Source organism: Prauserella cavernicola, assembly GCF_016595675.1.
GTDB lineage: Bacteria > Actinomycetota > Actinomycetes > Mycobacteriales > Pseudonocardiaceae > Prauserella_A > Prauserella_A cavernicola.
The window spans coordinates 57431-80985 of sequence record NZ_JAENJH010000012.1 but is presented as its reverse complement, the minus strand read 5'-3'; the positions used below and the strand labels follow the sequence as shown (position 1 = coordinate 80985).

The following is a 23555-nucleotide window of genomic DNA, read 5'->3' as shown; positions in this document are numbered from 1 at the left end:
TGTGAAGGTTGTCGTTGTGGTCGGCGGGGTCGGCGGCGCCCGGTTCCTGCTCGGCGTGAAGGCCGCTCTCGGGCTGCCCCCGATCGGCGAGGGCGAGTCGCCGCACGAGGTGACCGCGCTGGTCAACACCGGGGACGACGTGTGGATGCACGGCCTGCGGATCTGCCCCGATCTCGACACCTGCATGTACACGCTCGGCGGCGGCATCGACACCGCCAGGGGCTGGGGGCACGCGGGCGAGACGTGGACGGTGAAGGCCGAGCTGGAGGCCTACGGCGCTGAGCCGACGTGGTTCGGGCTCGGCGACAAGGACATCGCCACGCACCTGATCCGCTCGCGGATGCTGCGCGCCGGCTATCCGCTGTCGGCGGTCACCGAGGCACTGTGCGACCGGTGGCGGCCCGGTGTGCGGCTGCTGCCGATGACCGACGACCGCGTGGAGACCCATGTCGTAGTGGACGACCCCGACGAGCAGGGCAGCCGCAAGGCGCTGCACTTCCAGGAGTGGTGGGTGCGCTACCGCGCCGAGCTGCCCGCGCACTCGATCGTGCCCGTGGGCGCCGAGGAGGCCGCCCCCGGCCCCGGCGTGGTCGAGGCCCTCGAGGACGCCGACGCCGTGCTGTTCGCGCCGTCGAACCCGGTGGTGTCGGTGGGCTCGGTGCTGGCGGTTCCCGGTGTGCGCGAGGCGCTGCGCAAGACGTCCGCGGGCGTCGTGGGCGTCTCCCCCATCATCGGCGACAAACCGTTGCGCGGCATGGCCGACGCGTGCCTGAGCGCGATCGGAGTGGAGACCACGGCCGAGGCGGTCGGCAGGCACTACGGCTCGCGGCAGACCTCCGACGACGGCCTGCTCGACGGCTGGCTCGTGCAGTCCGGCGAGACCGTGGACGTGCCGGGGGTCGCCGTGCGCGCCGTGCCGTTGCTGATGTCCGATGTGGAGGCGACGACCGGGATGGCGCGCGCGGCACTGGAGCTGTCTGGAGTGGACGTTGACTGACCACGGCGGCACCAGGCTGGAGATCATCCCGGTCGAGGGACTACCGGAGTTCCGCCCCGGCGACGACCTGACCGGAGCCGTCGTGCGGGCGGCGCCGTGGCTGCGCTCGGGCGACGTGGTGGTGGTGACGAGCAAGATCGTCTCGAAGGCCGAGGGCAGGCTCGTCACGGTGCCGAGCGATCCGGAGGCGCGGGACGCTGCGCGGCGCAAGCTCGTCGAGGAGGAGTCCGTGCGCGTGATCGCGAGGGTCGCGCGCACGCTGATCACGCAGAACCACCTGGGGATCGTGCAGGCCGCCTCGGGTGTCGACGCGTCGAACGTGGAGCGCGACGAGGTCGCGCTGCTGCCAGCCGACCCGGACGCCTCGGCGCTGGCGCTGCGCAACGGCCTGCGCGAACGGCTCGGCGTGGAGGTGGCCGTGGTGGTCACCGACACGATGGGGCGCGCGTGGCGGGTCGGCCAGACCGACGCGGCGATCGGCTCGTCGGGAATGCGGGTGCTGCACTCCTACGAGGGCAAGATCGACGGGCAGGGCAACGAGCTCGCCGTCACCGAGGTCGCCGTGGCCGACGAGGTGGCGGCGGCGGCGGATCTGGTGAAGGGCAAGCTCGGCGGCATGCCGATAGCGATTGTGCGCGGGCTGGAGATCGGCGACGACACGGCCACGGCACGCGACCTGGTGCGCCCGGTGGAGGAGGACCTGTTCCGCCTCGGCACCAACGAGTCGATCGCGCAGGGCCGCCGCGAGGCGGTGCCCGCACGGCGGTCGGTGCGCGAGTTCAGCCACGAGCCGGTGGCCGAGGAGTCGCTGCGCGCGGCGATCGCGTCCGCGCTGACGGCACCGGCTCCGCACCACACCCACCCGGTGCGCTTCGGGTGGCTGCGCAGCAGGCCGCAGCGCGACAAGCTGCTGGAGGCCATGCGCGACGCCTGGCGCGCGGATCTCGTCGGCGACGGCTTCACCGAGGAGCAGGTGGCCAAGCGGCTGAGCCGAGGCGACATCCTGTTCAACGCGCCCGAGGTGGTGGTGCCGTTCCTCGTCGCCGAGGGCGCGCACACCTACCCCGACGCGCGCCGCAACGCCTGCGAGCACACGATGTTCACGGTCGCGGGCGGCGCGGCGGTGCAGGGCCTGCTGGTGGCGCTGGCCGCGGAGGGCCTCGGCTCGTGCTGGATCGGATCCACGATCTTCGCGGCCGACATCGTGCGACAGACCCTGGGGCTGGACGAGTCGTGGGAGCCGCTCGGCGCGGTCGCGATCGGTCATCCCCTGCGAGCACCGGAGCCGCGCGAGGCGCGGGATACCGGAGATGGATTGGTGGAACTCTAGTGCCGCATTCGCTGCATGCCGATGTCGTGTCCACTCTGGACTCCTGGCGGCCTTCGAGCGGGGGCCAGGAGTCGCTGCGGCAGAGCTACCTCGGCTTCCTGACCGCGCGCGAGGACGCGTGCGCGCGCGAGTGCGTGCCCGGCCACATCACGGCTTCGGCCGTGGTGCTCGACGAGCCGGGCGAGCGCGTGCTGCTGACGCTGCACCCGAGGGTCGGGCGCTGGCTGCAGCTGGGCGGGCACTGCGAGCCGGGCGACGCCACGCTGGCCGACGCCGCGCTGCGCGAGGCGACCGAGGAGTCGGGCATCGCCGGGCTCAAGCTCGATCCCGAGCCGGTGCACCTCGACGTCCACGCGCTCACGTGCTCGCTGGGTGTTCCGACGCGACACTTCGACGTCCGCTACTACGTCCGCGCTCCGCGCGACGCCGCGCCGGTGGCCAGCGACGAGTCCGACGACCTCCGCTGGTGGCCGGTGGACGCGCTGCCCTCGGGCAGCGAGGATCTGGGCGAGCTGATCTCGGCCGCACTCGAACGCGCCTGACGCACTCGGTCTGGAGGCACTCGTGATCGTCACCGTGGACAGCACCTCGAAGGTGCCGCCCTTCGAACAGGTCCGCACGGAGCTGGCCCGCCAGATCAACGACGGCACGCTGGCCGTGGGCACGAAACTGCCCACCGTGCGCGGGCTCGCGACCGACCTCGGCATCGCGCCCAACACCATCGCCCGCTCCTACCGGGAGCTGGAGGAGGCCGGGCTCATCGAGACCAGGGGCAGGGCGGGCAGCTTCGTCGCGGCCTCCGGCGACCAGAGCCGCAGGCAGGCGCAGGAGGCGGCCGAGCGCTACGCCGAGACGGTGCGCGCCCTCGGCCTGGATGCCGACGAGGCAGTGGCGATCGTCGCCGCCGCCGTCAGACCCGCCTAAGGGATCTGGAACTCGGCGTCGCGGACGTCGGTGATCGCCATGTGGCCCGGCGCGTGGGCGATCGCGAACGACGGCTTCGACCGCATCACCGCGGCCTGCGGCGTCACCCCGCACGCCCAGAACACCGGTATCTCGCCCGGCCTGACCTCCACGGCATCGCCGAAGTCCGGAGTGGCGAGGTCGGCGATGCCGAGCAGCTCAGGCGATCCGATGTGGACGGGCGCGCCGTGCACCGCCGGGTAGCGCGAGGTCACCCGCACCGCCGTGGCCACCAGCTCGGCGGGCACCGGGCGCATCGACACCACCAGCGGACCCGAGAGCGAGCCCGCGGGCCTGCACTCGCGGTTGGTCTCGTACATCGGCACGTTGGAGCCCGCATCGAGGTGCCGGACCGGGACACCGGCCTCCAGCAGCGCGGTCTCGAACGTGAAGCTGCAGCCGATCAGGAAGGTCACCAGGTCCTCACGCCACAGGTCCGCGACCTCGGAGCGCTCGTCGACGAACTCGCCGTCGCGGTACACGCGATACGCCGGCAGGTCGGTGCTCAGGTCACCGGAGAAGATCGACGCGCTGCGCTGTCCCGGCTCGCTCACGTCGAGCACCGGGCACGGCTTGGGGTTGCGCTGGGAGAACAGCAGGAAGTCGTAGGCGTCGGCCTTCGGCAGGCTCAGCAGGTTGGCCTGCGTCCAGCCGGGGCAGTAGCCCGAGGTCGGCACCCGCAGCCCGGCGCGGAACCGCTCCCTGACCTCCGCCGGTGTCCCGGTCATCGGTGTCCCCTTCCCTTCACGGTGAACCGCACGCGCATGCCAGGACGCGCCTGAGCGGCCTTGTCGACATCGCAGGCCACGACCACGGCGATCACCGGATAACCGCCGGTCACCGGGTGGTCGGCGAGAAAGAGCGTCGGCCTGCCCGACGGTGGCACCTGCAGCGAGCCCATCACCATGCCCTCGCTGGGCAGTTCGTCGTCCCTGCTCCGCGCGAGCTCGGGACCGTCGAGCCGGATGCCGACGCGGTTGGTCTCCGAGGTCACCGCGTAGGACTCCCGCAGCAGCGCGGCGAACGCCTCGCAGGTGAACCAGTCCTGTCTCGGGCCCGGCACAACGGTGAGCACCAGCTCGTCGGCGGGCAACGGCGCGACCGGCGCGAAGTCGGTGACGGGGAGCTGTCGCGGAGCCGGGCCGACGGGCAGCTCCACGCCCGCGCACAGCTGCTCGGGCCCGAGTCCGGAGAGCACGTCGGTGGAGCGCGAGCCCAGCACCGGGTCAACGGCGATGCCACCGCGCACCGCGACGTAGGCGCGCAGCCCACGGTCGGGGACGCCGAGCCGCAGCACGGCACCGGCCGGAACCCGCACCAGCGCGTTCGTCGCCGCACCGCGCTCGTCGACGGTGACCGGGCACGGCGCGCCGGTGATCGCCACGGTGAGGTCGCGCAGCGCCCGCGCCGCGAACCCGCCGAAGGTCACCTCCACGGCCGCCGCGTTCTCGTCGTTGCCGAGCAAACGGTTGGCCAGCCGTAGCGACCCACGGTCGGCGGCACCAGAGCTGCCGACGCCGATCCCGGCAAGCCCGTGCCTGCCGAGGTCTTGCACCGTCGCCAGCGGACCCGGCTCCAGCACCTCGAGCCCCACGCTCGCCCGGTCCCGGTTCACTCCGCCTCCTCGAACCGCACGCGCACACCGGGCCGCAGCAGCGCCGGTGGCTCGCGGTCGACCTGCCACATCCGCAGCTCCGTGCGCCCGATGAGCTGCCAGCCGCCCGGCGACTCGCGCGGGTAGATCCCGGAGAACGAGCCGGCCAGCCCGACCGCGCCCAAGGGCACCCGCGTGCGCGACTCGACCCGCCTGGGCACCTCCAGTTTCGGCGAACCTCCCATCAGGTAGCCGAATCCGGGGGCGAACCCGCCGAAGGCGACCGTCCACTCCGTACCCGTGTGCTCGGCGATGACCTCGCGCTCGGTGAGCCCCGTCAGCTCTGCCACCTCGGCCAGGTCGACGCCGTCGTAGACCACCGGGACCCGCAGCAGCTCGCTGTCGGTGTCGGCGACCTCGCCCGGCCGGACGGTGCGCACGGCGTGCTCGATCGCGGTCACGTCAGCGCCGGGACCGAGCCGCAACAGCAGGGTCCTGGCCGCGGGCACGAAGTCGGTCACGCCCTCGGGCCGGTCGGCCTCGAGTGCCGCGTGCAGCGCCCTGACCTCGGTGAGGTCGTCGAGCTCGACGAGCAGCCCAGAGTCGGCACACGGCAGCACACGCATCGTCAGCTCCACAGATCGGCGATACCGCTCAGCGAGTTCCAGCCGAGGTACAGGGTCAGCAGCCACGCCAGCACGCCGATGATCAGCAGCCAGCGCGGGTAACGGTAGCCACCCAGCAGGTCGGAGCGGCGCGCGGCGACCCACATCAGCACACCGAACCCGACGGGCAGGATCAGCCCGTTGAGCGCTCCGGCGAGGATCAGCAGCGTCGTCGGGGCCTGGTCGAGCAGCAGGAACGCCACCAGCGAGATGGCGATGAACCCGCCGACCAGCCAGTTCTGCCTGCGCTTGAGCGCGGGCGAGAACGTCACCACGAACGACACCGACGTGTACGAGGCGCCGACCACCGAGGTGATCGCCGCTGCCCACAGCACGATGCCGAACAGCCGCAGCCCGACCTCGCCGGCGGCGTGGTGGAAGGCGTCGGCGGACGGGTTGTCCGCGGCGAGCGTGACACCGCCCGCGACCACGCCGAGGATGGCGAGGAACAGCACCACGCGCATCAGGCCGGTCACCAGCAACGCGACGACCGAGCTGCGCGAGACGTCCCTGACCTGCTCGACGCCGGTGGTGCCCGAGTCGACGAGCCGGTGCGCGCCCGCGTAGGTGATGTAGCCGCCGACGGTGCCACCGATCAGCGTGGTGATCACCAGGAAGTCGATGTTGTCCGGCAATACCGCTTGGGTGAGCGCCTCGCCGACGGGGGGACCGGACACGATCGCGACGTAGGTCGTCAGCCCGATCATCAGCACGCCCAGCACCACCACGAGGCGGTCCATCGCGACGCCCGCCCGCTTGGACAGGAAGATGCCGATGGCGATGATCGCCGAGATCGTGCCACCGATCTTGACGTCGAGACCGAACAGCGCGTCCATCCCCAGCGAGGTGCCCGCGACGTTGCCGATGTTGAACACCAGCCCGCCGACCACCACGAGCGCGGCCATCACGTAGCCGATGCCGGGCAGCACCTTGTTGCCGAGATCCTGGGCGCGCATGCCCGAGACGCCGATGACTCGCCACACGTTGAGCTGCACCGCGATGTCGACGAGGATCGAAACCAGGATCGCGAACGCGAACGCCGCGCCCAGCGAGGCCGTGAACGTGGTCGTCTGGGTGATGAAGCCGGGACCGACGGCGCTGGTCGCCATCAGGAAGATCGCGCCCATCAGCGCGCCACGCTTCGTCGCGGCGCCGAGCGTGCCAGAAGCGCCCTTCTTGTCGGATTTTTCGCTGGTGGGCGAGCTGGCTTCGTCGGCCATGAACGGCCTCCCATCCCGGGTCCGGTGTTTCAGAGAAGGTACGAGTTGTTCAACAATCCTGCAAGAGTCTTGTCCTACTTCGTTTTGTTAAGCTGCGGTCACACGAACATGGAGGGGTCATGGCCGCCACTGACCCGTGGGTGGAGCTACTCGCGGGCGATCGCACGTTGCTCGACCGCACGAGCACGGCCGAACGCGTCGCCGATTTGCTGCGCCAGCGCATCATCGAGGGCGCGATGCCCCCGGGTACCCGCCTGTCGGAGGAGAGCGCGGGCAAGGCGTTGTCGGTCTCGCGCAACACCCTTCGCGAGGCGTTCCGCCTGCTCGTCCACGAACGGCTGCTGGTGCACGAGTTCCACCGCGGCGTGTTCGTCCGCGTGCTCGACGCCGACGACATCGTGGACCTCTACCGCACCCGGCGCGTCATCGAGACCAGCGCAATCCGGTCGGGGCGCAAGGCCCGTCCCGAGCTGATCGCCGCGATCGACGCCGAGGTCGCCGTGGCCGAACAGGCCGCTCCGCAGCAGCGGTGGCTCGACGTCGGCACCGCCAACATCCGCTTCCACCAGGCGCTCACCGCGCTGATCGGCAGCCCGCGCGTGGACGAGATCATGCGCCAGGTCGTGGCCGAGCTGCGCCTGGGCTTCCACGTGATGGCGCGGCCGAGGGAGTTCCACGAGCCCTACATCGAGCTCAACCGCAACATCGCCGACCTGCTGACCAATCGCCAGTTCGCCAAGGCCGAGAAGAGCCTCGAGGCCTACCTCGACCTCGCCGAGAGCCAGTTGCTCGAGGGGTTCCGTCAGATCGCGCGGTAGTCCCTGACCGGATACCGGGGTCCGAACCGCGGCCGGGAGAACCCGGCGGCCTCCACGTAGCGCACAGCACGCTGCCGCTGCGGCGCGTACGGGGCGAGCACGGACTGCAGGCCCTCGTCGTCGAGCGCCCTGCCCACCAGCGCGTGGCCGACGACGGCCGGGATGTGGAAGTCGCCGAAGCTCACCGCGTCCGGATCGCCCCACGCGCGCTGCGCGACCTCGGCCGCCGTCCACACACCGATGCCCGGCACCTTCCGCAGCCACGCCCGGCCCTCGGCACCACGCAGTTCCACCGCTCGTTCGAGCCGGTGCGCCACGCTCGCGGCGGCGATCAGTGCCGCGCGCCTGCTCAGATCAACGCCCGCCCTGTGCCAGTTCCAGTCCACGATGGAGCGAATGGCCTCCGGCGTCGGCGGAAGGCGCATCCCGGCCGGAACGGGTCCCGGCGCGGGCTCGCCGAAGCGGCGGCACAACTCGCGCCACGAGCGCCTGGCCTCGATGCCGGTGACCTTCTGCTCCAGCACCGCGGGGATCAGCACGTCCCACACGCGGCCCGTCGCGCCGAGTCGCAGCAGCGGACGCTGCCGCCTGGACGCGGCGACGGCGTCGTGGTGGGCGACGAAGCCCGCGTCGTCATCGTCGGCTCCGAGCAGGGCGGGCAATCCGTCGAGCAGGACCTCCGCACCGCCGCCCCAGGCCTTCGCCTCGATGGCGCCGTCGGCGCGGCGCACGAACACGAGCGTGCCAGGGCCGCCCTCGGTGTTGGCGGTGAGCCACAGCCTGCCCGCCTCGTCCCGGCGCAGGCACGGATCACCCGAGCCGCGCCGCAGCGGAGCGACCGCCGAGGAGACCTCGACGGGAAACCCGGGTTCCCAGCGGCGGAACCGCTCAGGCATCGCTCGAGAACCGGATCGAACCGGACGGAAGCACCGCCTCCGGCCACACCCGTACGCCGTCGAGCAGCTCGCAGCCGTCGCCGACCGAGGCGCCGTCACCGAGCACCACGCCGCGCAGCACCGCACCGGCTCCCACGCATGCGCCGGAGCCCAGCACCGAACCCTCCACCACGGCACCATCATCCACCCGCGCGCCGTCGAAGAGCACCGATCCCTCGACCCTCGCGCCCTCGCCGACGACGGCACCCGCGCCGAGCGTCGTGCCACCGCACACGACGGCGCCGTCGGCGACGCTCGCGCCGTCGAGCCGCAGCACCTCACCGGTCGGGCCCGGCAGCGCCGACGTCGGCGCGAGCCCGCGCACCAGGTCGGCCGACCCGCGCACGAACGCCTCGGGCGTGCCGACGTCGAGCCAGTACGAACTGTCGACGAAGCCGTGCACGCGCGCCCCGGCCGACAACAACCCCGGGAACGTCTCGCGCTCCACCGAGACCGGGCGGCCGGCGGGAATGGACTCGACCACCTCGCGGCGGAACACGTAGCACCCGGCGTTGATCTGGTCGGTCGGCGGATCCGGGGTCTTCTCCAGGAACGCGGTGACCCTGCCGTCGGCGTCGGTGGGCACGGAGCCGAACCGGCTCGGGTCGTCGACGCGCTGCAGGTGCAGAGTGACGTCGGCCTCTGCCTCGCGGTGGGTCGCGACGAGCGCGCCGAGATCGGCGCCGGAGAGGATGTCGCCGTTGAAGATCACCACGTCGTCGGCTCGGAGCCGGTCGGCGACGTTGCGGATGGCGCCGCCGGTGTCGAGCGGTTCGTCCTCCACGACGTACTCGATCTCCAGGCCCAGCGAGGAGCCGTCGCCGAAGTAGTCCTCGAACACCTCGGCGCGGTACGACGTGCCGAGCACCACGTGCGTCATCCCGGCCTCGCGGATGCGGGAGAGCAGGTGGGACAGGAAGGGCACACCGGCCGTCGGGAGCATCGGTTTCGGCGCGGAGAGCGTGAGCGGGCGCAGGCGAGTGCCCTTGCCACCGACCAGCACCACGGCATCTGCTCCGGTCACGGAGGTCATCCGGGCACCTTCCCTTTCCCTTTGGTGATCATCCGGCGACAAACCGGGGGAAACTCTAACGGTCCGTGGCCGGAGGCCCTACCCTAGACAGCAACGCGGCGGCCCCGGCGAGAGAGGGCCTCGGTGAAGTATCGGGGAGGCGAGGGCATGGATCCCCGCGATCGGGCTGATGCCGTACTGATCCGCGCCCAGGCGCGCGACGGCGTGGTGACACCGGACAACATGACGTCGCCGATGGATGCCGCGAACACGCAGCAGATCCCGGCGTCAGTCGTCCAGTGGCTCGACACGGAAGAGGACCCGGACACGACCACGAAGCTCTCGGCGGCGTTCATCCAGAGCAGCGACTCCCACCTGGCCGACTCCCAGCCGACGTCGCGGCTCGACGCGCCGGAGGCCGAGGACGCAGGCCCGGAGGAGACCGAGATCAGCGGATTGGTCCCGACCACACGGACGAAGCAGGCCCAGTCCACGATGGCCCGCAGGCTCGAGGGCCTGTAGGTCCCCCATCGACAGCGAAGGCCGTCCCCACCGCGAGGTGAGGACGGCCTTCGTCGTGTCGGGGACGCGGACTCAGCCGCGACGGGTCTCCAGGCGCAGCCGCACCGCGAGCCCGGCTCGGATCGCCATGAGCACGGGCTTCCACAGCACGCCCTTGCGACGGTCGGAGAGGTAGCGGTAGGCGCTGTCGTGGTGTGCGGCGAGCATCTTCGCCGACGCCTTGGACGTCGCCTGTCCGCCGATGTGCATCACCGCGGCGGAGGGCGCGTAGACGTTGTGCCAGCCCGCGCGGCCGAGCCGGTCGCCGAGGTCGACGTCCTCGAAGTACATGAAGTAGCGCGGGTCGAACCCGTCGATCGAGTCGAACGCCTCCCGCCGCAGGAGCAGGCACGAACCGGACAGCCAGCCCGCGACCCGCTCGGTCGGCGCGCCCTTCTCCTGGCGGTACGCGCGCGTCCACGGGTTGGAGCGCCACACCTTGCCGAAGACCGCGTGCCCGATCCCGCGCCTGAGCTCGGGCAGCAGCCGGGCCGACGGGTAGACGGTGCCGTCGGGCTCGCGGATCAGCGGTCCGAACGCCCCGCCGCGCGGCCAGCGCTTCGCGACGTCGAGCAGCTCGTCGAGCGAACCCGGGTCCCACTCGAGGTCGGGGTTGGCCACGACGACCCAGCCGTAGCCGTCGTCGAGTTCGGCGACGCCCCGGTTGGCCGCGGTGCCGTAGCCGAGGTTCTCGCCGGTGCTGAGCAGCTGCACGTTCTCGCGCTCGGCGGCCCGCTCCGGCGCGCCGTCGACGGAGCCGTTGTCGGCCAGCACGACCCGCACGTCCCGGTCGGTCGCCTTGGCGAGCGTGTCGAGGAAGCGTTCCAGCGTCTCCCCCGGCGAGTACGTCACTGTCACCACGGCGACGCCGTCGCCGTACGTCTTCGGCTCGGTCACGCGGCCATTGTGCACCCGGCACGCCGGATGGCTCTCCTCGCCTCCGGCGGCGGAGCGTCCCGGCTCGTCAGGATTCGCGGGTGCGGTGCAGGTGCCAGGCCTTGTCGTAGGCCAGCTGGTGGCCCTCGGCGCTGGTCTCCCAGGAGAACTCCTTGGCCCTGCGCTGTGCGGCCTCGGCGAGCGTGGCCCTGCGCGTCGGGTCGTCCAGCAGGTCGCCGAGGGCCGCGGCCACGTCGCCCGCTCCGACCCCGCAGTAGGCCACGGCGTCGCCGCCGACCTCGGGCAGCGCGAGCCTGCGCGTGGTGAGCACGCACGCCCCCGACGCCATCGCCTCCAGCACCGGCAGGCCGAAGCCCTCGCCGAGGCTGGGGTAGGCGACGAGCTCGGCGCCGCCGAGGAACCCGGCGAGTGTGCCGAAGGGCAGATATCCGGCGCGGATCACCCGCAGCCGGTGGGGCACGGCGTCGAGCGCGTTCTCCACCTGCCGGTCCCAGCCGGGCTGGCCGGCGAGGACGAGCGCGGGCGGATCGGGCCGGTCGGCGACCGCGAGCGCGAAGCCCCTGATCAACGCGGGCACGTTCTTGCGGGGTTCGAGCGCGCCGAGGAACGCGACGTAGGGCGTGTCGCCGAGCCCGACAGCGTCACGCGCGGCCTGCGTCTCCTCCGGCGCGGGCGGGTGGAACCGGTCGGTGTCCACTCCGTGCTGGATGATCTCGACCTCGGCGGTGCGGGTCCGCGTGACGCGGGTGAGCTCCTCCGCGGTCGCGGCGCTGGGCACCACGCACAGCGAGGCCCTGCGCAGCGCGGCCACGGTCCATGCCCGGAAGAAGCGCGCCTTCACCGACGAGTGCAGCACGGCGTCGGTGAAGAACGTCGCGTCGTGCAGCGTGACGACCGAGGCCGCCCTGCTCCCGAGCGGCATCGTGTAGTGCGGCGAGTGGACCACGTCGACGCCGAGTCTGCGGACGAGCCTCGGCAGGGTGGTCTGTTCCCAGGTCAGCCGCGCGGTCCTGGTGGCCGTCGACTCGGCGGCGCTGACGATCCGGGAGCGGGGCGCGAGGCCCGCGTACAGCTCGGCGTCGCGGGGCTGGCACACGACGGTGAGGTTCGAACCGGCCTCGTCGAGCGCGGCGACGAGCGAATCGACGTACCGTCCAACGCCACCACGATCGGCCGGCACGGCCGTGGCGTCGATCAGCACGTGTGGTTCTGCCACCCGTGCAGACTACGGCCCCCCGTACTCCGAGCGGACAGGATCCGACGAACTCGCCCCACTATGCAGTGACCAGATGGCCTCGGCGGCCGCTCGCCACGAGAACGCGGCCGCTCTGGCCCGGCCGGCCTTCCCCAGCTCACGGGCGAGATTCGCCGAGCCGAGCACCTCGCGCAGCGCCGCGGTCAGCGCGTCGGCGTCGCCGCGCGGCACACTGCGGCCCGCTCCCCCGGCGACCTCCACGAGGGCGGGCGCATCGGAGTGCACGACCGGTACCCCTGCGGCCATGGCCTCGAGCACGGGCAGCCCGAAGCCCTCGGCGAGACTCGGCGCGGCGAGCACGGTCGCGCCGCGCAGCGCGGCGGCGAGCTCGGCGTCGGTCAGCCTGCCGAGCACCCTGACCTGGCCGGGACGCAGCCCGGCCCGCTCGCCGAGCCGGACCGGGTCGAGCTCACCCCAGCCGGGCTGGCCCGCGAGCAGCAGCGGTTCGTCGAGCCCGGCCACGGCCCGGACGAGCACGTCGATGCCCTTGCGCGGTTCGAGCGTGCCGACCGCGAGCACGTAGCGGGGCGGCAGCTCCAGCGGCGCCGGTGCGGGCAGCTCGGTGACGCCGTGTCCGATCACGTGGGCACCGTCGGCGCCGGGTACGTGCTCGGCCAGCTCGCGCGCGACCGCGCGCGTGGGCACGACGAGCGCGGTGGCGGTGGCCGCTGCCCTGGTGATGGCCGAGATGTGCCACGCGACGCCGCGCGGGGTCAGGGTCTCGGGATGGGTCCACGGCACGGTGTCGTGCACCGTCACCGAGAGCGTGCGGCCCCGAGGTGTTCTCGGCGGCGCCAGCGGGGTGGGCGCGTGCACCGCCGACCCGCCCGGCCACAGCGGCAGCCCGAGCTGCCAGGCCGCGATCAGCGCCCGCCGCGGCAGGGGCAGCACCCTCGGGCCCGGCACGCCATCGAGCCTGGCGCGCTCGACGTCGGAGTGCCTGGCCACGGCGCTGGTGAGCGCCCAGCCTTCCGGCACCGTGGTCGCCAGAGCACGCAGCAGCTCGGCCGTGTAGCGGCCCGTGCCACCCGGCACGGGCGCGAGCAGCTGCTCGGCGAGCACGACGAGTTCACGCACGCCGCTATTCTGCCCGCGTGCCCGCAACCACCGTCGTCGTCGTCACCTGGCGTGGCGCGGCGCACCTCACCGACTGCCTCGACGCCCTCGCGGCGCAGGATCGTCCACACCGGACCCTGGTGGTCGACAACGCCTCCGACGACGGGTCGGCACGCCTGCTCGCCGAGCACCCGTCGGCACCCGAGGTACTGCGGCTGCCGCGCAACGCGGGCTACGCGGGCGGACTCGCGGCCGCCTTGTCCGCTGTGGACACCGAGTACGTGGCCTGGCTCAACGACGACGCCGCGCCGGAGCCGGGCTGGCTGGCCGCGCTGGAGGACGCCATGTCGCCCGGTGTCGCCGCGGTCGCCTCGCGGCTGGAGTACCCCGACGGCACGCCACAGTCGCTCGGCGTGCGGCTGACCGCCGACGGCCACGGCGCCGACCTGACCGAGCACGCCGAGTCGTTCGGCTTCTGCGGCGGTGCCGCGCTGCTGCGCACCGGGGCACTGCGGGCCGCGGGCTCGGTGCCCTCGGCCTTCTTCTGCTACTACGAGGACACCGACACCGCGTGGCGGCTGCGGCTCGCCGGCTGGGACCTCGTGGTGGCGAAGGACGCCGTCGCCCGGCACCGGCACGGCGCGAGCACCCGGCCCGGCTCGCCCCTGTTCCACCGCTGGAACGAGCGCAACCGGCTGCTCATGCTCGTCCGCTGCGCTCCCGCGAGCGTGGCAGCCCGCGAGTTGGCGCGCTTCGCGGCGCTGACCGCGGTGCTTCCGCTGCGCCGCGACGTGCCGGACGCGGCGAACTTCCGCCTCGGACTCCGCTGCCGCGTCCTCGCCGAGGTGGCGGCGCGGCTGCCCGCCGCGCTGCTGGCCCGCCGGGGCGTCGGCGGGCGCTCGGTGGTGGCGCGAGGCGTCCTCTGGCGGCGCTGGGCAGGCCGATAGGCTCTGACCAAGTAGACGCGAGGAGCGCAACCTTGGTACAGCCGCTGGTCTCGGTGGTCGTGGTCAACTACCGCGGCGCCGACGACACCATCACGTGCCTGCGCGCTCTCGGCGAGCACGACTACCCACGGCTCGAGATCATCTGCGTCGACAACGCCTCACCCGGCGACGACGCCGCCCGCATCCGCGCCGCCGTGCCGGACGTGCGCCTGATCGAGTCCGGCGAGAACCTCGGCTTCGCCGGCGGCTGCAACCTCGGCGCGCGGCAGGCCGAGGGCACCGTGCTCGCGTTCCTCAACAACGACGCCCGCCCCGCTCCCGGCTGGGTCGACGCGGCCGTGTCGGCGCTGCGCGACGAGCCCGGTGTGGCCGCCGTGGCCAGCAAGGTCCTCGACTGGGAGGGCACCGGCACCGACTTCGTCGACGGCGGGCTCACCTGGTTCGGCATGGGCTACAAGCGGCACGCGGGCTCGCCCATCGCCGACGTGCCCGCCCGCGAGCACGACACCGCCAAGGACGTGCTGTTCGCCACGGGCTCGGCCATGTTCGTGCGCGCGAGCGTGTTCGCCGAACTGGGCGGCTTCGACGAGCGCTTCTTCATGTTCTACGAGGACGTCGACCTGGGCTGGCGGCTGAACCTGCGCGGCTGGCGGGTGCGGTACGTGCCGGAGTCGCTGTCCTACCACCACCACCACGGCACGATGTCCGAAGTGGACACACCGGACAGCGGCCGGGAGACGTTCCTGCTGGAGCGCAACGCACTCTGCGCGCTCTACAAGAACCTCTCCGCCGAGACGCTGGCCACCGCCCTGCCCGCCGCGCTCGCGCTCACCGTCCGCCGCGCCACCGCGCGCGGCGAGCTCGACGCCACGCAGCTGGACCTCCAGCGTGGCGTCGGCCCCGCCGAGACCGAGCCGGTCCCCGTGCCGAGGAGCGCGCTCGCCGGGGTGCTCGCCGTCGACCAGTTCGTGGAGCTGCTGCCCTCGCTCGCCGAGGCCAGGGAGACCGAGCAGGCCGCTCGCGTGCGTACCGACGCCGACCTGCTTCCGTTGCTGCGCAACGCACTCGAGCCCGCGTACCCGCTGCCGCGCTACCTCGCGGCGCACGACATCCTGGTGTCGGCGTTCGGCATCGAGAAGTCGTTCGGCAAGCGCCGCAGGGTCCTGGTGATCACCGGCGACGCGATCACCGAGCGCATGGCGGGCCCCGCCATCAGGGCGTGGAACATCGCCGAGGTGCTCTCCGGCGAGCACGAGGTCAGGCTCGTCACCGTCAACCCGCTCGCCGACCCGCCGCCGGCGCCGTTCGCGGTCAGCGCGGCCCGCAGGCGCGACCTCGCCGAGCCCGTCGAGTGGGCCGACATCGTGATCCTGCAGGGGCACGTGCTGGAGCTGGCTCCCGCGCTCAAGAACGAGCACGCCCACAAGATCGTGGTGTGCGACCTGTACGACCCGATGCACCTCGAACTGCTCGAGCAGGGCAAGGAGACGCCCGACGACAAACGCGCGGCCGACCTCGTCGGCGTCACGAAGGTGCTCGACGCGCAGCTGGAGCGCGGCGACTTCTTCCTGTGCGCCTCGCAGCGGCAGCGGCACTTCTGGCTGGGCCACCTCGCCGCGATGGGCAGGCTCACCCCGCGTCTCTACGACGCCGACCCCACCACCCGGTCACTGCTGTCGGTGGTGCCGTTCGGCCTGTCGCCGAGGCCGCCGCAGCGCACCGGGCCCGGCCTGCGAGCCTCGCTCGACGGCATCGCCGAGACCGACCACGTGGTGCTGTGGGCGGGCGGGGTCTACAGCTGGTTCGACCCGCTCACGCTCGTGCGCGCGATCGAGCGCCTGAGCACGACGCGCGCCGATGTGCGGCTGGTGTTCCTCGGCATGCGCCACCCGAACCCGGAGGTCGCCGAGATGGACATCGGCGCGCGGACCATCCGGCTGGCCGACTCGCTCGGGCTCACCGGCAAGCACGTGTTCTTCAACGAGCAGTGGGTGCCCTACGACGAGCGGCAGAACTGGCTGCTCGACGCCGACTGCGGAGTCACCACCCACTTCGAGCACGTCGAGACCACCTTCGCGTTCCGCACCCGGGTGCTCGACTACCTGTGGTCGGGGCTGCCCATCGTCACCACCGACGGCGACGCCTTCGCCGACCTGGTGCGCGAGGAACGTCTCGGCGTGGTGGTGCCGCCCGAGGACAGCGAGGCACTGGCCGACGCGCTGGAGCGCTGCCTCTACGACACCGAGTTCGCGCAGGGCTGCCGGGAGCGCATCGAGCAGGTCGCGCGCCGCTACACGTGGCCGGTGGTGCTGGAGCCGCTCGTGGAGTTCTGCCGCGACCCGCGTCCCGCCGCCGACCGGCTGCCGGGCGCCGCCGACCTGACCGTGGCGGATCCGGTGCGCGGCGCGGAACTGGTGCGCCGCGACCTGGCGCTGGTGAAGGAGTACCTCACCGCGGGAGGTCCCACCGAGCTCGCGCGGCGCGCGGGCGGCCGAGTGAAGAAGCTGGCCAGGCGGGGTCTGCGCCGTGGCTAGCAAGGACCTGCGCGTGCTGCTCGACGGCACCCCGCTGCTGGGAGACCGCACGGGGATCGGCCGCTACACCGCCTCGCTGTCCGAGGAGCTCGCGTCGCTGTCCGGTGTGGACACCCGCGCGGTGGCGTTCACGTTGCGGGGCTGGCGAAAGCTGCGTTCGGTGCTGCCGCACGGCGTGCGGGCGAGGGGGATGCCGGTCGCCGCGCGGCTGCTGCGCAAGGCGTGGCTGCGCTCGACGTTCCCCCCGGTGGAGCTGTTCGCCGGAGCCACCGACGTCGTGCACGGCACCAACTTCGTACTGCCGCGCACGTACCGCGCGGCCGGGGTGCTCACCATCCACGACCTCGCGTTCTTCGACGCACCGGACGAGCTGCCGCCGAGCGATGCCGAGCTGCCCGAACTGGTGCGGCGCGGCGCTGCCCGCGCCGACGTGATCTGCACGCCCACCGCCGCGGTCGCCGACCGGGTGGCCGAGCGGCTCGACGTCGACCGCGCCAAGATCGACGTGACCCCGCTGGGCGTCGACGCGGGCTGGTTCGCGGCCCGCCCGCCGAGCCAGCAGCTCAGCGAGCGACTCGGCCTGCCTGGCAGGTACCTGCTCTTCGCCGGGGCGCCGGGACCGCGCAAGGGACTGCGCTGGCTGCTCGAGGCGCACGCCGCCGACCCGGACCTGCCGCCGCTGGTGTTCGCGGGACCCGGCACGTTTCCCGCCGCCGAGCGCACACAGCACGTCGGCTATCTGTCCGATCTGGACCTGCAGCGTGTGGTGGCCGGGGCGTCGGCACTGGTGCTGCCCTCGCGCGACGAGGGCTTCGGCCTGCCGGTGCTGGAGGCGATGGCGTGCGACGTGCCGGTGGTGTGCACCGACGTGCCCGCGCTGCGGGAGGTCTCGGCCGGGCTCGCCCACCTCGTGGGCTACGGCGATGTGGAGGGCCTGACCGGAGAGCTGCGTGCCGCGGTGGACGAACCCGACGCGGCGTCGACGGCCGCCGCGCGCAGGGCGCACGCGGCCAGCTTCACCTGGCGGCGCTGCGCCCAGGCGACCGTCGCCGCCTACCGCCGGGCGGTGGGCTGACGCAGCGCCTCGCGGTGCGCGGCGACGAAGGCGTGCAGCGCCTCTCGCCACGGGCGCAGCGGGGTGAGTCCCGACTCGCTCCACGCCTCGTTCGACAGGACCGAGTAGGCCGGCCGCGGCGCGGGCCGGGGGAACTCGTCGGTGGAGCACGGGTGCACCCTGTCCGGATCGGCGCCCAGCTCCTCGAAGATCGCCCGCGCGAAGCCGTGCCACGTCGTGTCTCCGCCGCCGGTGCAGTGCAGCACACTGCGCTCGGGCCCTCGGTCCTCGGCGATGCGGCCGGCCAGTTCGACCAGGCCCGCGGCGAGGTCGGCCGACCACGTCGGCGAGCCACGCTGGTCGTCCACAACGGACAACGTCTCGCGCTCGCTTTCCAGCCGTGCCATGGTTTTCACGAAGTTCGCGCCGGTCGCGCCGTAGGCCCAGGCCGTACGCACGATCCACGCGCTGGCGCCGGAGCCGAGCACGGCGTCCTCGCCAGCGGCCTTGGTGCGGCCGTAGGCGCTGTGCGGGCCGAGCGGCGAGTCCGGCTCGTACGGGCGGTCCCCGTCGCCGGCGAAGACGTAGTCGGTGGAGACGTGCACGAGCGGAACCCTGCGCGAGGAGCACACCGCCGCGAGGACCCTCGGACCGTCGGCGTTCACGGCGAACGCCCTCGCCTCGTCCTCCTCGGCGGCGTCCACGGCCGTGTACGCGGCGGCGTTGACCACGACGGGGAAGCTGCCCGCCTCCCTGGCACGCGAGGCAAGGTCGGTGACGGCCTCGACGACCGCACCCGTCTGTGTCACGTCCAGCGCCGCGGAGCCGGGAGCCCGCACGTCGACGTCATCGCTCGTGAGCGCGGCCAGATCACGCCCGAGCTGCCCGGAACCCCCGGGCACGAGCAGAGCCAGTTTCGCCAAACCTGATCACCTTTCCGTGAGCGCGGCGCGCCCCTTGAGCTGTTCCCACCACACGCGGTTCTCCGTGTACCAGCGCACCGTGTCGGTGAGGCCGGTGGCGAAGTCGACGCGCGGCCGGTAGCCGAGCTCCGTGCTGATCTTCGTGATGTCGACCGAGTATCGGCGGTCGTGTCCCTTGCGGTCCTCGACCGGCTGCACCATCTCCCAGCCGACGCCGACGGCGGCCAGCAGCCGCTCCGTCAGCTCCCGGTTGGTGAGTTCCGTGCCACCGCCGATGTTGTAGATCTCGCCCGCCCTGCCGTGCTCGGCCACCAACTGGATCCCGTGGCAGTGGTCGTCCACGTGCAACCAGTCGCGCACGTTGAGCCCGTCGCCGTAGAGCGGCACCTGCAGGCCGTCGAGCAGGTTGGTGACGAACAGCGGGATGACCTTCTCGGGGAACTGGTACGGCCCGTAGTTGTTCGAGCACCGCGTGACGCACACCGGCAGGCCGTAGGTGCGGTGAAAAGAGCGCGCGAGCAGATCCGACGACGCCTTCGACGCCGAATAGGGCGAGTTCGGCTCGAGGATGTGCTCCTCCGTCCACGAGCCCTCGGCGATCGAGCCGTAGACCTCGTCGGTGGAGACGTGCACGAACTTGCCCACACCCGCGTCGTAGGCGGCCTGCAGCAACGTCTGCGTGCCGAGCACGTTGGTGAGCACGAAGTCCGCGGCGCCGAGGATGGAACGGTCCACATGCGACTCGGCCGCGAAGTGCACGACGAGGTCGACGCCCCGCATCACCTCGGTGACGGTGGCGGGATCGCAGATGTCGCCACGGACGAAGCGCAGCCGATCGCTGTCGGCGACAGGCGTGAGATTCGTCTCGCTACCCGCGTACGTCAGCTTGTCGAGCACCACGATTTCGGCGTCCCGCAGCGCCGGATACGCCCCGGAGAGCGCCTGCCGCACGAAGTGCGAACCGATGAACCCGGCACCGCCCGTGACCAGGACCCGCATGCTTTGCCTCCCGTGTTCCCCCATGGCTCGTCCGGGCAGTGTGCCACGGCGCCGGTGCGAGCGAAGGCAACATCCGGGCAACGTTTCGGATTTGAACGTCCCTCTCACGTCCGCATCAGTAGGGTTGACTGCGGGACTGACGGGGAGGAGCGCACGTGACCGGCTGGCCGCGGGGACCGGTCGAGGCGCCCACGGTGCACCGCAGGGGACGGGTGGGCACGCTCGCGCTGCGCGGTGGCAAGGTCGTCGTCTCGCTGCTCTCTGTCACTGTGCTGGCTCTGACCTGGTACCTGTGGCAGTTCATCGGCGGCGTGAACGACGGTGTCACCACCACCGACGTCTTCGGCTCCGACGTCGACCCTCAGGCCGAACCACTCGACGGAGCCATCGACATCCTGCTCGTCGGCCAGGACAGCCGCACCGACGCTCAGGGCAACCCGCTGCCGCAGGAGGTGCTCGACCGGCTGCACGCCGGCGAGGCGACGGGCGAGCGCCAGACGGACACGATGATCCTGGTGCACATCCCCCAGGACGGCACTCGCGCCACCGCCATCTCGTTCCCCCGCGACACCTGGGTGGAACTGGCGGGCGGCTACGGCACCCACAAGCTCAACAGCGCGTTCGTCTACGCCTACAACGACACGTTCAGCACGCTGCAGAACGAGGGCGAGACCGACCTCGAGGAGATCGACGAGCAGGCCAAGGTCGCCGGCCGCAAGAACCTGATCGCCACCATCGAGCAGCTGCTCGACAAGCCGGGACTCATCGACCGCTACGCCGAGGTGAACCTGGCCAGCTTCTACGAGGTCACCAAGGCGCTCGGCGGCGTCGAGGTGTGCCTGAACGAGCCGGTGCGCGAGCGGAAGTCCGGCGTCAACCTGCGCGCGGGCGCGCAGACGATCGAGGGCGTGCAGGCGCTCGCGTTCGTGCGGCAGCGCTACGGGCTGCCCAACGGCGACCTCGACCGCATCGCGCGGCAGCAGGCGTTCCTCTCCGGGCTGGTCCGCAAGATGCTCTCCCCCGACACGCTGTTCAACCCCGGCAAGATCGGTGACGTGGTTGGCGCGGTGCAGCGCTCGGTGGTGCTCTCCCAGGACTGGGACCTGTTGCAGTTCGCGGCGCAGATGCGCAACCTCAGCGGCGGCAACGTCGAGTTCCGCACCATTCCTGTGGTGGGCAACGCGCGGTTCGGCGCCGCGCTGGCGCTCGAGATCGACGTCGACGAGGTCAGGAAGTTCGTCGACGGCCTCGTCGGCTACGAGGACGACGAGGCAGGCCCGAACGGGTCCGCGGCGCCTACCACCATCGAGGGGGCCGAGAACTACACCGTTGAGATCTACAACGCCTCCGGCGACCCCGGTCTCGGTGAAGAGATGCGGGACAAGTTGCAGGACAACGGTTTCCTCGGCGAGAGTTCGGCCACAATGGACCCGCAGACCGCCACCGTGGTGCGGTACGCGCCGGGCGACGAGGTGGGTGCCGAGCTACTGAAGCAGGCACTCGGCGGCGAGGTCGCCGCCGAGCCCGACGACACGGTGCCGAGTGGTCAGCTGCAGGTGCTGTTCGGCACCGACTTCCAGTACGGCTCGTCGGTCGAGGCGCGGCCGGCCAGCTTCACGGGCCACGCGCGGCAGTACTCCGAACCCACCACCACGAGCCAGGAGCAGACCTCCGAGGATGACCCGGCCGAGGAACCGATAACGGCCGGTGGAGTGCCCTGCGTCAACTAAACTGATCGTTCGGATCGCACGCGGGGTGGGGAGGAGCCAGCGTGGACGAGCGCGACGAGCGCGAGGGTGGGGAACCGGAGGCGAAGGAGCCTGCCGACGAGGCGGTGGCCCGTCCGGTTCCGACGCCGTACCCCCGTCCCCGTCCCGCCCCCGCGCCGCCACGCCGCAGCAGACTGCGGGCGGTCGGCAGGGGGACGGTCCGGACTGTGGTAGCCCTGTTGTCGGTGGTCGCGCTCGCCGCCACCGGCTACGCCTACACCACGCTGGACGACCTGCAGGACAACGTGCAGACCACCGATGCGCTGCAGCAGAACGTCGACGACGAGGACCCGGACACCCCTCCCCCTCCGCCGCAGGACGACGGCGCCACCGACATCCTGCTCGTCGGGGCCGACTCCCGAAACGACATGCAGGGCAACCCGCTGCCGCTGTCGATGCTCAAGGAGCTGCGCACCGAGGACAAAGCCGGCGTCAACACCGACACCCTGATCGTGCTGCGCATCCCCAAGAACGGTGGGAAGCCCACCGGCATCTCCATCCCCCGCGACACGTGGGTCGACGTCCCGCAGGGCGGCAAGGGAAAGATCAACTCGGCCTACGGTGCCGCGAAGGTCGCCGAGTCGCAGCGGCTGCGCGCCGAGGGCATGACCGACCACGCGCGGGTCGAGCGCGACTCCGACCAGGCGGGCCGCCGGGCGCTGGTCCGGACGGTCCAGGACTTCACCCAGGTCCGCATCGACCACTACGCCGAGATCAACCTGCTCGGCTTCTACCTGCTCACCGAGTCGCTCGGGGGCGTCGAGGTGTGTCTCAACGCCCCCACCGTCGACAAGGACTCGGGCGCCGACTTCGCCGCGGGCCCGCAGGTGGTCTCGGGCGGCGAGGCGCTGTCGTTCGTGCGGCAGCGCAAGAACCTCCCGAGGGGTGACCTCGACCGGATCGTCCGCCAGCAGGTGTTCCTCTCCTCTGCGCTGAACCAGGTGCTCTCGGCCGGCACGCTCACCAACTCGGAGCGGCTGGGCCAGCTCACCGAGACGCTGCGCCGCTCGCTCGTGCTCGACCCCGGCCTCAACCTGCTCGGTTTCGCCGAGCAGGCAAAGGGAATCGCCAACGGCGACATGGAGTTCGTGACGATCCCGGTCGAGCAGGTCGGCGCGCGCAGCCAGGACGGGCAGAGCATCGTCACCGTCGATCTCGGCGAGGTGCGCGGCTTCGTCGACGACCTGGCGAAGCGGGATCAGCAGCAGCCTTCGGGCGGTGGATCGGCGCCTGCCGCAGCGCCGATGCGGGCCACGGCGCCCTGCGTGAACTAGTTACAGTCGTGGCCGTGAGTCTCACCGAGCACCTTCTCCGGCCCCTGCTGTCGTCCTCCGCCCGCCCGGTGGTGACGCACTACGACGACGCGCTGGGCAGCCGGATCGAGCTGTCGGTCGCCACCCTCGTGAACTGGGCGGCCAAGACCGCGAACTGGCTGGTCGAGGAGCTCGACGTGGAGGAGGGCGACGCCGTCGCCGTGGACCTGCCCGCCCACTGGCAGACGGCCGGGGTGTTGCTGGGCACGTGGTGGTGCGGGGCGCACGTGGTGGCCGGCGCGGCCGGGGCGCGCGTGGCGTTCGTGGGTCCCGACGGTGCCGCGGACCAGGTGGGCGAGGCGGAGACCACGGCGGTCGTCGCGCTCGACCCGCTCGGCCGTGGACTCGGCGGCGCGACGCCGTCCGGTGCGCTGGACTACCTGTCGGAGGCCCGGCTCTCCGGCGACGACTTCTCGCCGCTGCTGCCCATCGCGGGTGATACGCCCGCGCTGCTGGGCTCGACGGTCGACGAGGTTCTCGCCCAGGCCCGTGCGCGGGCGGGCGAACTCGGGATCGGTGGGGGCGATCGGGTGCTGTCCACCAGGGAGTGGACACTGGCCGACGGCGTGCTCGACGCGCTGCTGGCACCGCTGTCGGTGGGTGCGCACCTGGTGCAGGTCACCGGTTCCGTGCCGGACAAGCTGGCCGCGCACCGGGAGGCCGAGCGCACCACCGTGGAGCTGACGTGATCGGTCCTGCTCGACGCTGAGCAG

23 protein-coding genes are annotated in these 23555 nt (G+C 72.2%); 12 read left to right on the top strand and 11 right to left on the bottom strand.

All coding sequences use genetic code 11. The annotated features are described in order from the left end of the window. Position 1 precedes the first annotated feature (1 nt). From cofD to JHE00_RS31500, 4 genes are read left to right on the top strand one after another with little or no spacing between them, the layout of a single operon-like run. Positions 2 to 997 carry a 2-phospho-L-lactate transferase gene (cofD, locus tag JHE00_RS31515; RefSeq protein WP_200325252.1) on the top strand — a complete coding sequence of 332 codons (996 nt, stop codon included), beginning with the start codon at positions 2 to 4 and terminating at the stop codon, positions 995 to 997. Next, on the top strand, positions 933 to 2327 hold the full coding sequence (locus JHE00_RS31510) for a coenzyme F420-0:L-glutamate ligase (RefSeq protein WP_200325250.1): 1395 nt from the start codon (positions 933 to 935) through the stop codon (positions 2325 to 2327). The genes cofD and JHE00_RS31510 overlap by 65 nt, the downstream gene beginning before the upstream one ends. Then, positions 2327 to 2869, top strand: coding sequence for an NUDIX hydrolase (locus JHE00_RS31505; RefSeq protein ID WP_200325248.1), 543 nt, complete (start codon positions 2327 to 2329; stop codon positions 2867 to 2869). Before JHE00_RS31510 ends, JHE00_RS31505 begins: the two co-directional genes overlap by 1 nt. 22 nt (positions 2870 to 2891) lie before the next feature. Further along, complete coding sequence (locus JHE00_RS31500) at positions 2892 to 3251, top strand: GntR family transcriptional regulator (RefSeq protein ID WP_200325246.1); 360 nt, start codon at positions 2892 to 2894, stop codon at positions 3249 to 3251. Here JHE00_RS31500 and JHE00_RS31495 read toward each other — a convergent pair. The 4 genes from JHE00_RS31495 to JHE00_RS31480 are packed head-to-tail and all read right to left on the bottom strand — an operon-like array spanning position 3248 to position 6676. Then, the gene (locus tag JHE00_RS31495) at positions 3248 to 4018 is read right to left on the bottom strand and encodes a putative hydro-lyase (RefSeq protein WP_200325244.1); all 771 of its coding nucleotides are present in this window, start codon (positions 4016 to 4018) and stop codon (positions 3248 to 3250) included. The genes JHE00_RS31500 and JHE00_RS31495 overlap by 4 nt on opposite strands. After that, on the bottom strand, positions 4015 to 4905 hold the full coding sequence (locus JHE00_RS31490) for a 5-oxoprolinase subunit C family protein (RefSeq protein ID WP_200325242.1): 891 nt from the start codon (positions 4903 to 4905) through the stop codon (positions 4015 to 4017). Before JHE00_RS31490 ends, JHE00_RS31495 begins: the two co-directional genes overlap by 4 nt. Continuing rightward, positions 4902 to 5510, bottom strand: a complete 609-nt coding sequence (locus JHE00_RS31485; protein WP_200325240.1) for a 5-oxoprolinase subunit B family protein — start codon at positions 5508 to 5510, stop codon at positions 4902 to 4904. The genes JHE00_RS31490 and JHE00_RS31485 overlap by 4 nt, the downstream gene beginning before the upstream one ends. A 2-nt stretch (positions 5511 to 5512) precedes the next feature. Continuing rightward, positions 5513 to 6676, bottom strand: a complete 1164-nt coding sequence (locus JHE00_RS31480) for an NRAMP family divalent metal transporter (protein ID WP_230425367.1) — start codon at positions 6674 to 6676, stop codon at positions 5513 to 5515. Between the two features lie 212 nt (positions 6677 to 6888). Between JHE00_RS31480 and JHE00_RS31475 the strand changes: the two genes are divergently transcribed. Continuing rightward, positions 6889 to 7587, top strand: a complete 699-nt coding sequence (locus tag JHE00_RS31475) for a GntR family transcriptional regulator (RefSeq protein WP_200325236.1) — start codon at positions 6889 to 6891, stop codon at positions 7585 to 7587. Here JHE00_RS31475 and JHE00_RS31470 read toward each other — a convergent pair. After that, a complete protein-coding gene (locus JHE00_RS31470; RefSeq protein ID WP_200325234.1) occupies positions 7572 to 8483 on the bottom strand; it encodes a DNA-3-methyladenine glycosylase family protein in 912 nt (303 codons plus the stop codon). The two genes, JHE00_RS31475 and JHE00_RS31470, sit on opposite strands and share 16 nt — an antisense overlap. Then, a complete protein-coding gene (manB, locus tag JHE00_RS31465; RefSeq protein WP_200325232.1) occupies positions 8476 to 9555 on the bottom strand; it encodes a mannose-1-phosphate guanylyltransferase in 1080 nt (359 codons plus the stop codon). Before manB ends, JHE00_RS31470 begins: the two co-directional genes overlap by 8 nt. 147 nt (positions 9556 to 9702) lie before the next feature. On the opposite strand from manB, the gene JHE00_RS31460 reads away from it, so the two are divergent. Continuing rightward, positions 9703 to 10056: a hypothetical protein gene (locus tag JHE00_RS31460; protein ID WP_200325230.1), complete on the top strand. Its 354-nt coding sequence runs from the start codon at positions 9703 to 9705 to the stop codon at positions 10054 to 10056. A gap of 72 nt (positions 10057 to 10128) precedes the next feature. Here the strand turns inward: JHE00_RS31460 and JHE00_RS31455 are convergent, their stop codons facing one another. The 3 genes from JHE00_RS31455 to JHE00_RS31445 form a co-directional block, all read right to left on the bottom strand. Continuing rightward, a complete protein-coding gene (locus tag JHE00_RS31455; RefSeq protein ID WP_200325228.1) occupies positions 10129 to 10992 on the bottom strand; it encodes a glycosyltransferase family 2 protein in 864 nt (287 codons plus the stop codon). Between the two features lie 67 nt (positions 10993 to 11059). Then, positions 11060 to 12193, bottom strand: a complete 1134-nt coding sequence (locus tag JHE00_RS31450) for a glycosyltransferase family 4 protein (protein WP_200325515.1) — start codon at positions 12191 to 12193, stop codon at positions 11060 to 11062. A 24-nt stretch (positions 12194 to 12217) separates the two neighbouring features. Then, positions 12218 to 13324, bottom strand: a complete 1107-nt coding sequence (locus tag JHE00_RS31445) for a glycosyltransferase family 4 protein (protein ID WP_200325226.1) — start codon at positions 13322 to 13324, stop codon at positions 12218 to 12220. Between the two features lie 17 nt (positions 13325 to 13341). On the opposite strand from JHE00_RS31445, the gene JHE00_RS31440 reads away from it, so the two are divergent. From JHE00_RS31440 to JHE00_RS31430, 3 genes are read left to right on the top strand one after another with little or no spacing between them, the layout of a single operon-like run. After that, a complete protein-coding gene (locus JHE00_RS31440) occupies positions 13342 to 14250 on the top strand; it encodes a glycosyltransferase family 2 protein (protein ID WP_200325224.1) in 909 nt (302 codons plus the stop codon). Positions 14251 to 14282: 32 nt separating this feature from the next. Further along, a complete protein-coding gene (locus JHE00_RS31435; protein WP_200325222.1) occupies positions 14283 to 16784 on the top strand; it encodes a glycosyltransferase in 2502 nt (833 codons plus the stop codon). Beyond that, positions 16777 to 17859, top strand: coding sequence for a glycosyltransferase family 4 protein (locus JHE00_RS31430; protein WP_200325220.1), 1083 nt, complete (start codon positions 16777 to 16779; stop codon positions 17857 to 17859). Before JHE00_RS31435 ends, JHE00_RS31430 begins: the two co-directional genes overlap by 8 nt. Here JHE00_RS31430 and rfbD read toward each other — a convergent pair. Both rfbD and rfbB read right to left on the bottom strand, forming a co-directional pair. Continuing rightward, complete coding sequence (gene rfbD, locus JHE00_RS31425; protein ID WP_200325218.1) at positions 17838 to 18761, bottom strand: dTDP-4-dehydrorhamnose reductase; 924 nt, start codon at positions 18759 to 18761, stop codon at positions 17838 to 17840. The two genes, JHE00_RS31430 and rfbD, sit on opposite strands and share 22 nt — an antisense overlap. A gap of 6 nt (positions 18762 to 18767) precedes the next feature. Next, positions 18768 to 19760: a dTDP-glucose 4,6-dehydratase gene (gene rfbB / locus JHE00_RS31420; protein ID WP_200325216.1), complete on the bottom strand. Its 993-nt coding sequence runs from the start codon at positions 19758 to 19760 to the stop codon at positions 18768 to 18770. A gap of 155 nt (positions 19761 to 19915) precedes the next feature. Here rfbB and JHE00_RS31415 point away from each other — a divergent pair, with 155 nt between their 5' ends. Genes JHE00_RS31415 through JHE00_RS31405 form a run of 3 tightly spaced genes read left to right on the top strand, consistent with a single transcriptional unit; the run spans position 19916 to position 23531 of the window. Beyond that, positions 19916 to 21490, top strand: a complete 1575-nt coding sequence (locus tag JHE00_RS31415; protein WP_200325213.1) for an LCP family protein — start codon at positions 19916 to 19918, stop codon at positions 21488 to 21490. Positions 21491 to 21531: 41 nt separating this feature from the next. Continuing rightward, positions 21532 to 22803, top strand: a complete 1272-nt coding sequence (locus JHE00_RS31410; RefSeq protein WP_200325211.1) for an LCP family protein — start codon at positions 21532 to 21534, stop codon at positions 22801 to 22803. Between the two features lie 14 nt (positions 22804 to 22817). Further along, complete coding sequence (locus tag JHE00_RS31405; protein ID WP_200325209.1) at positions 22818 to 23531, top strand: TIGR03089 family protein; 714 nt, start codon at positions 22818 to 22820, stop codon at positions 23529 to 23531. Positions 23532 to 23555: the final 24 nt, after the last annotated feature.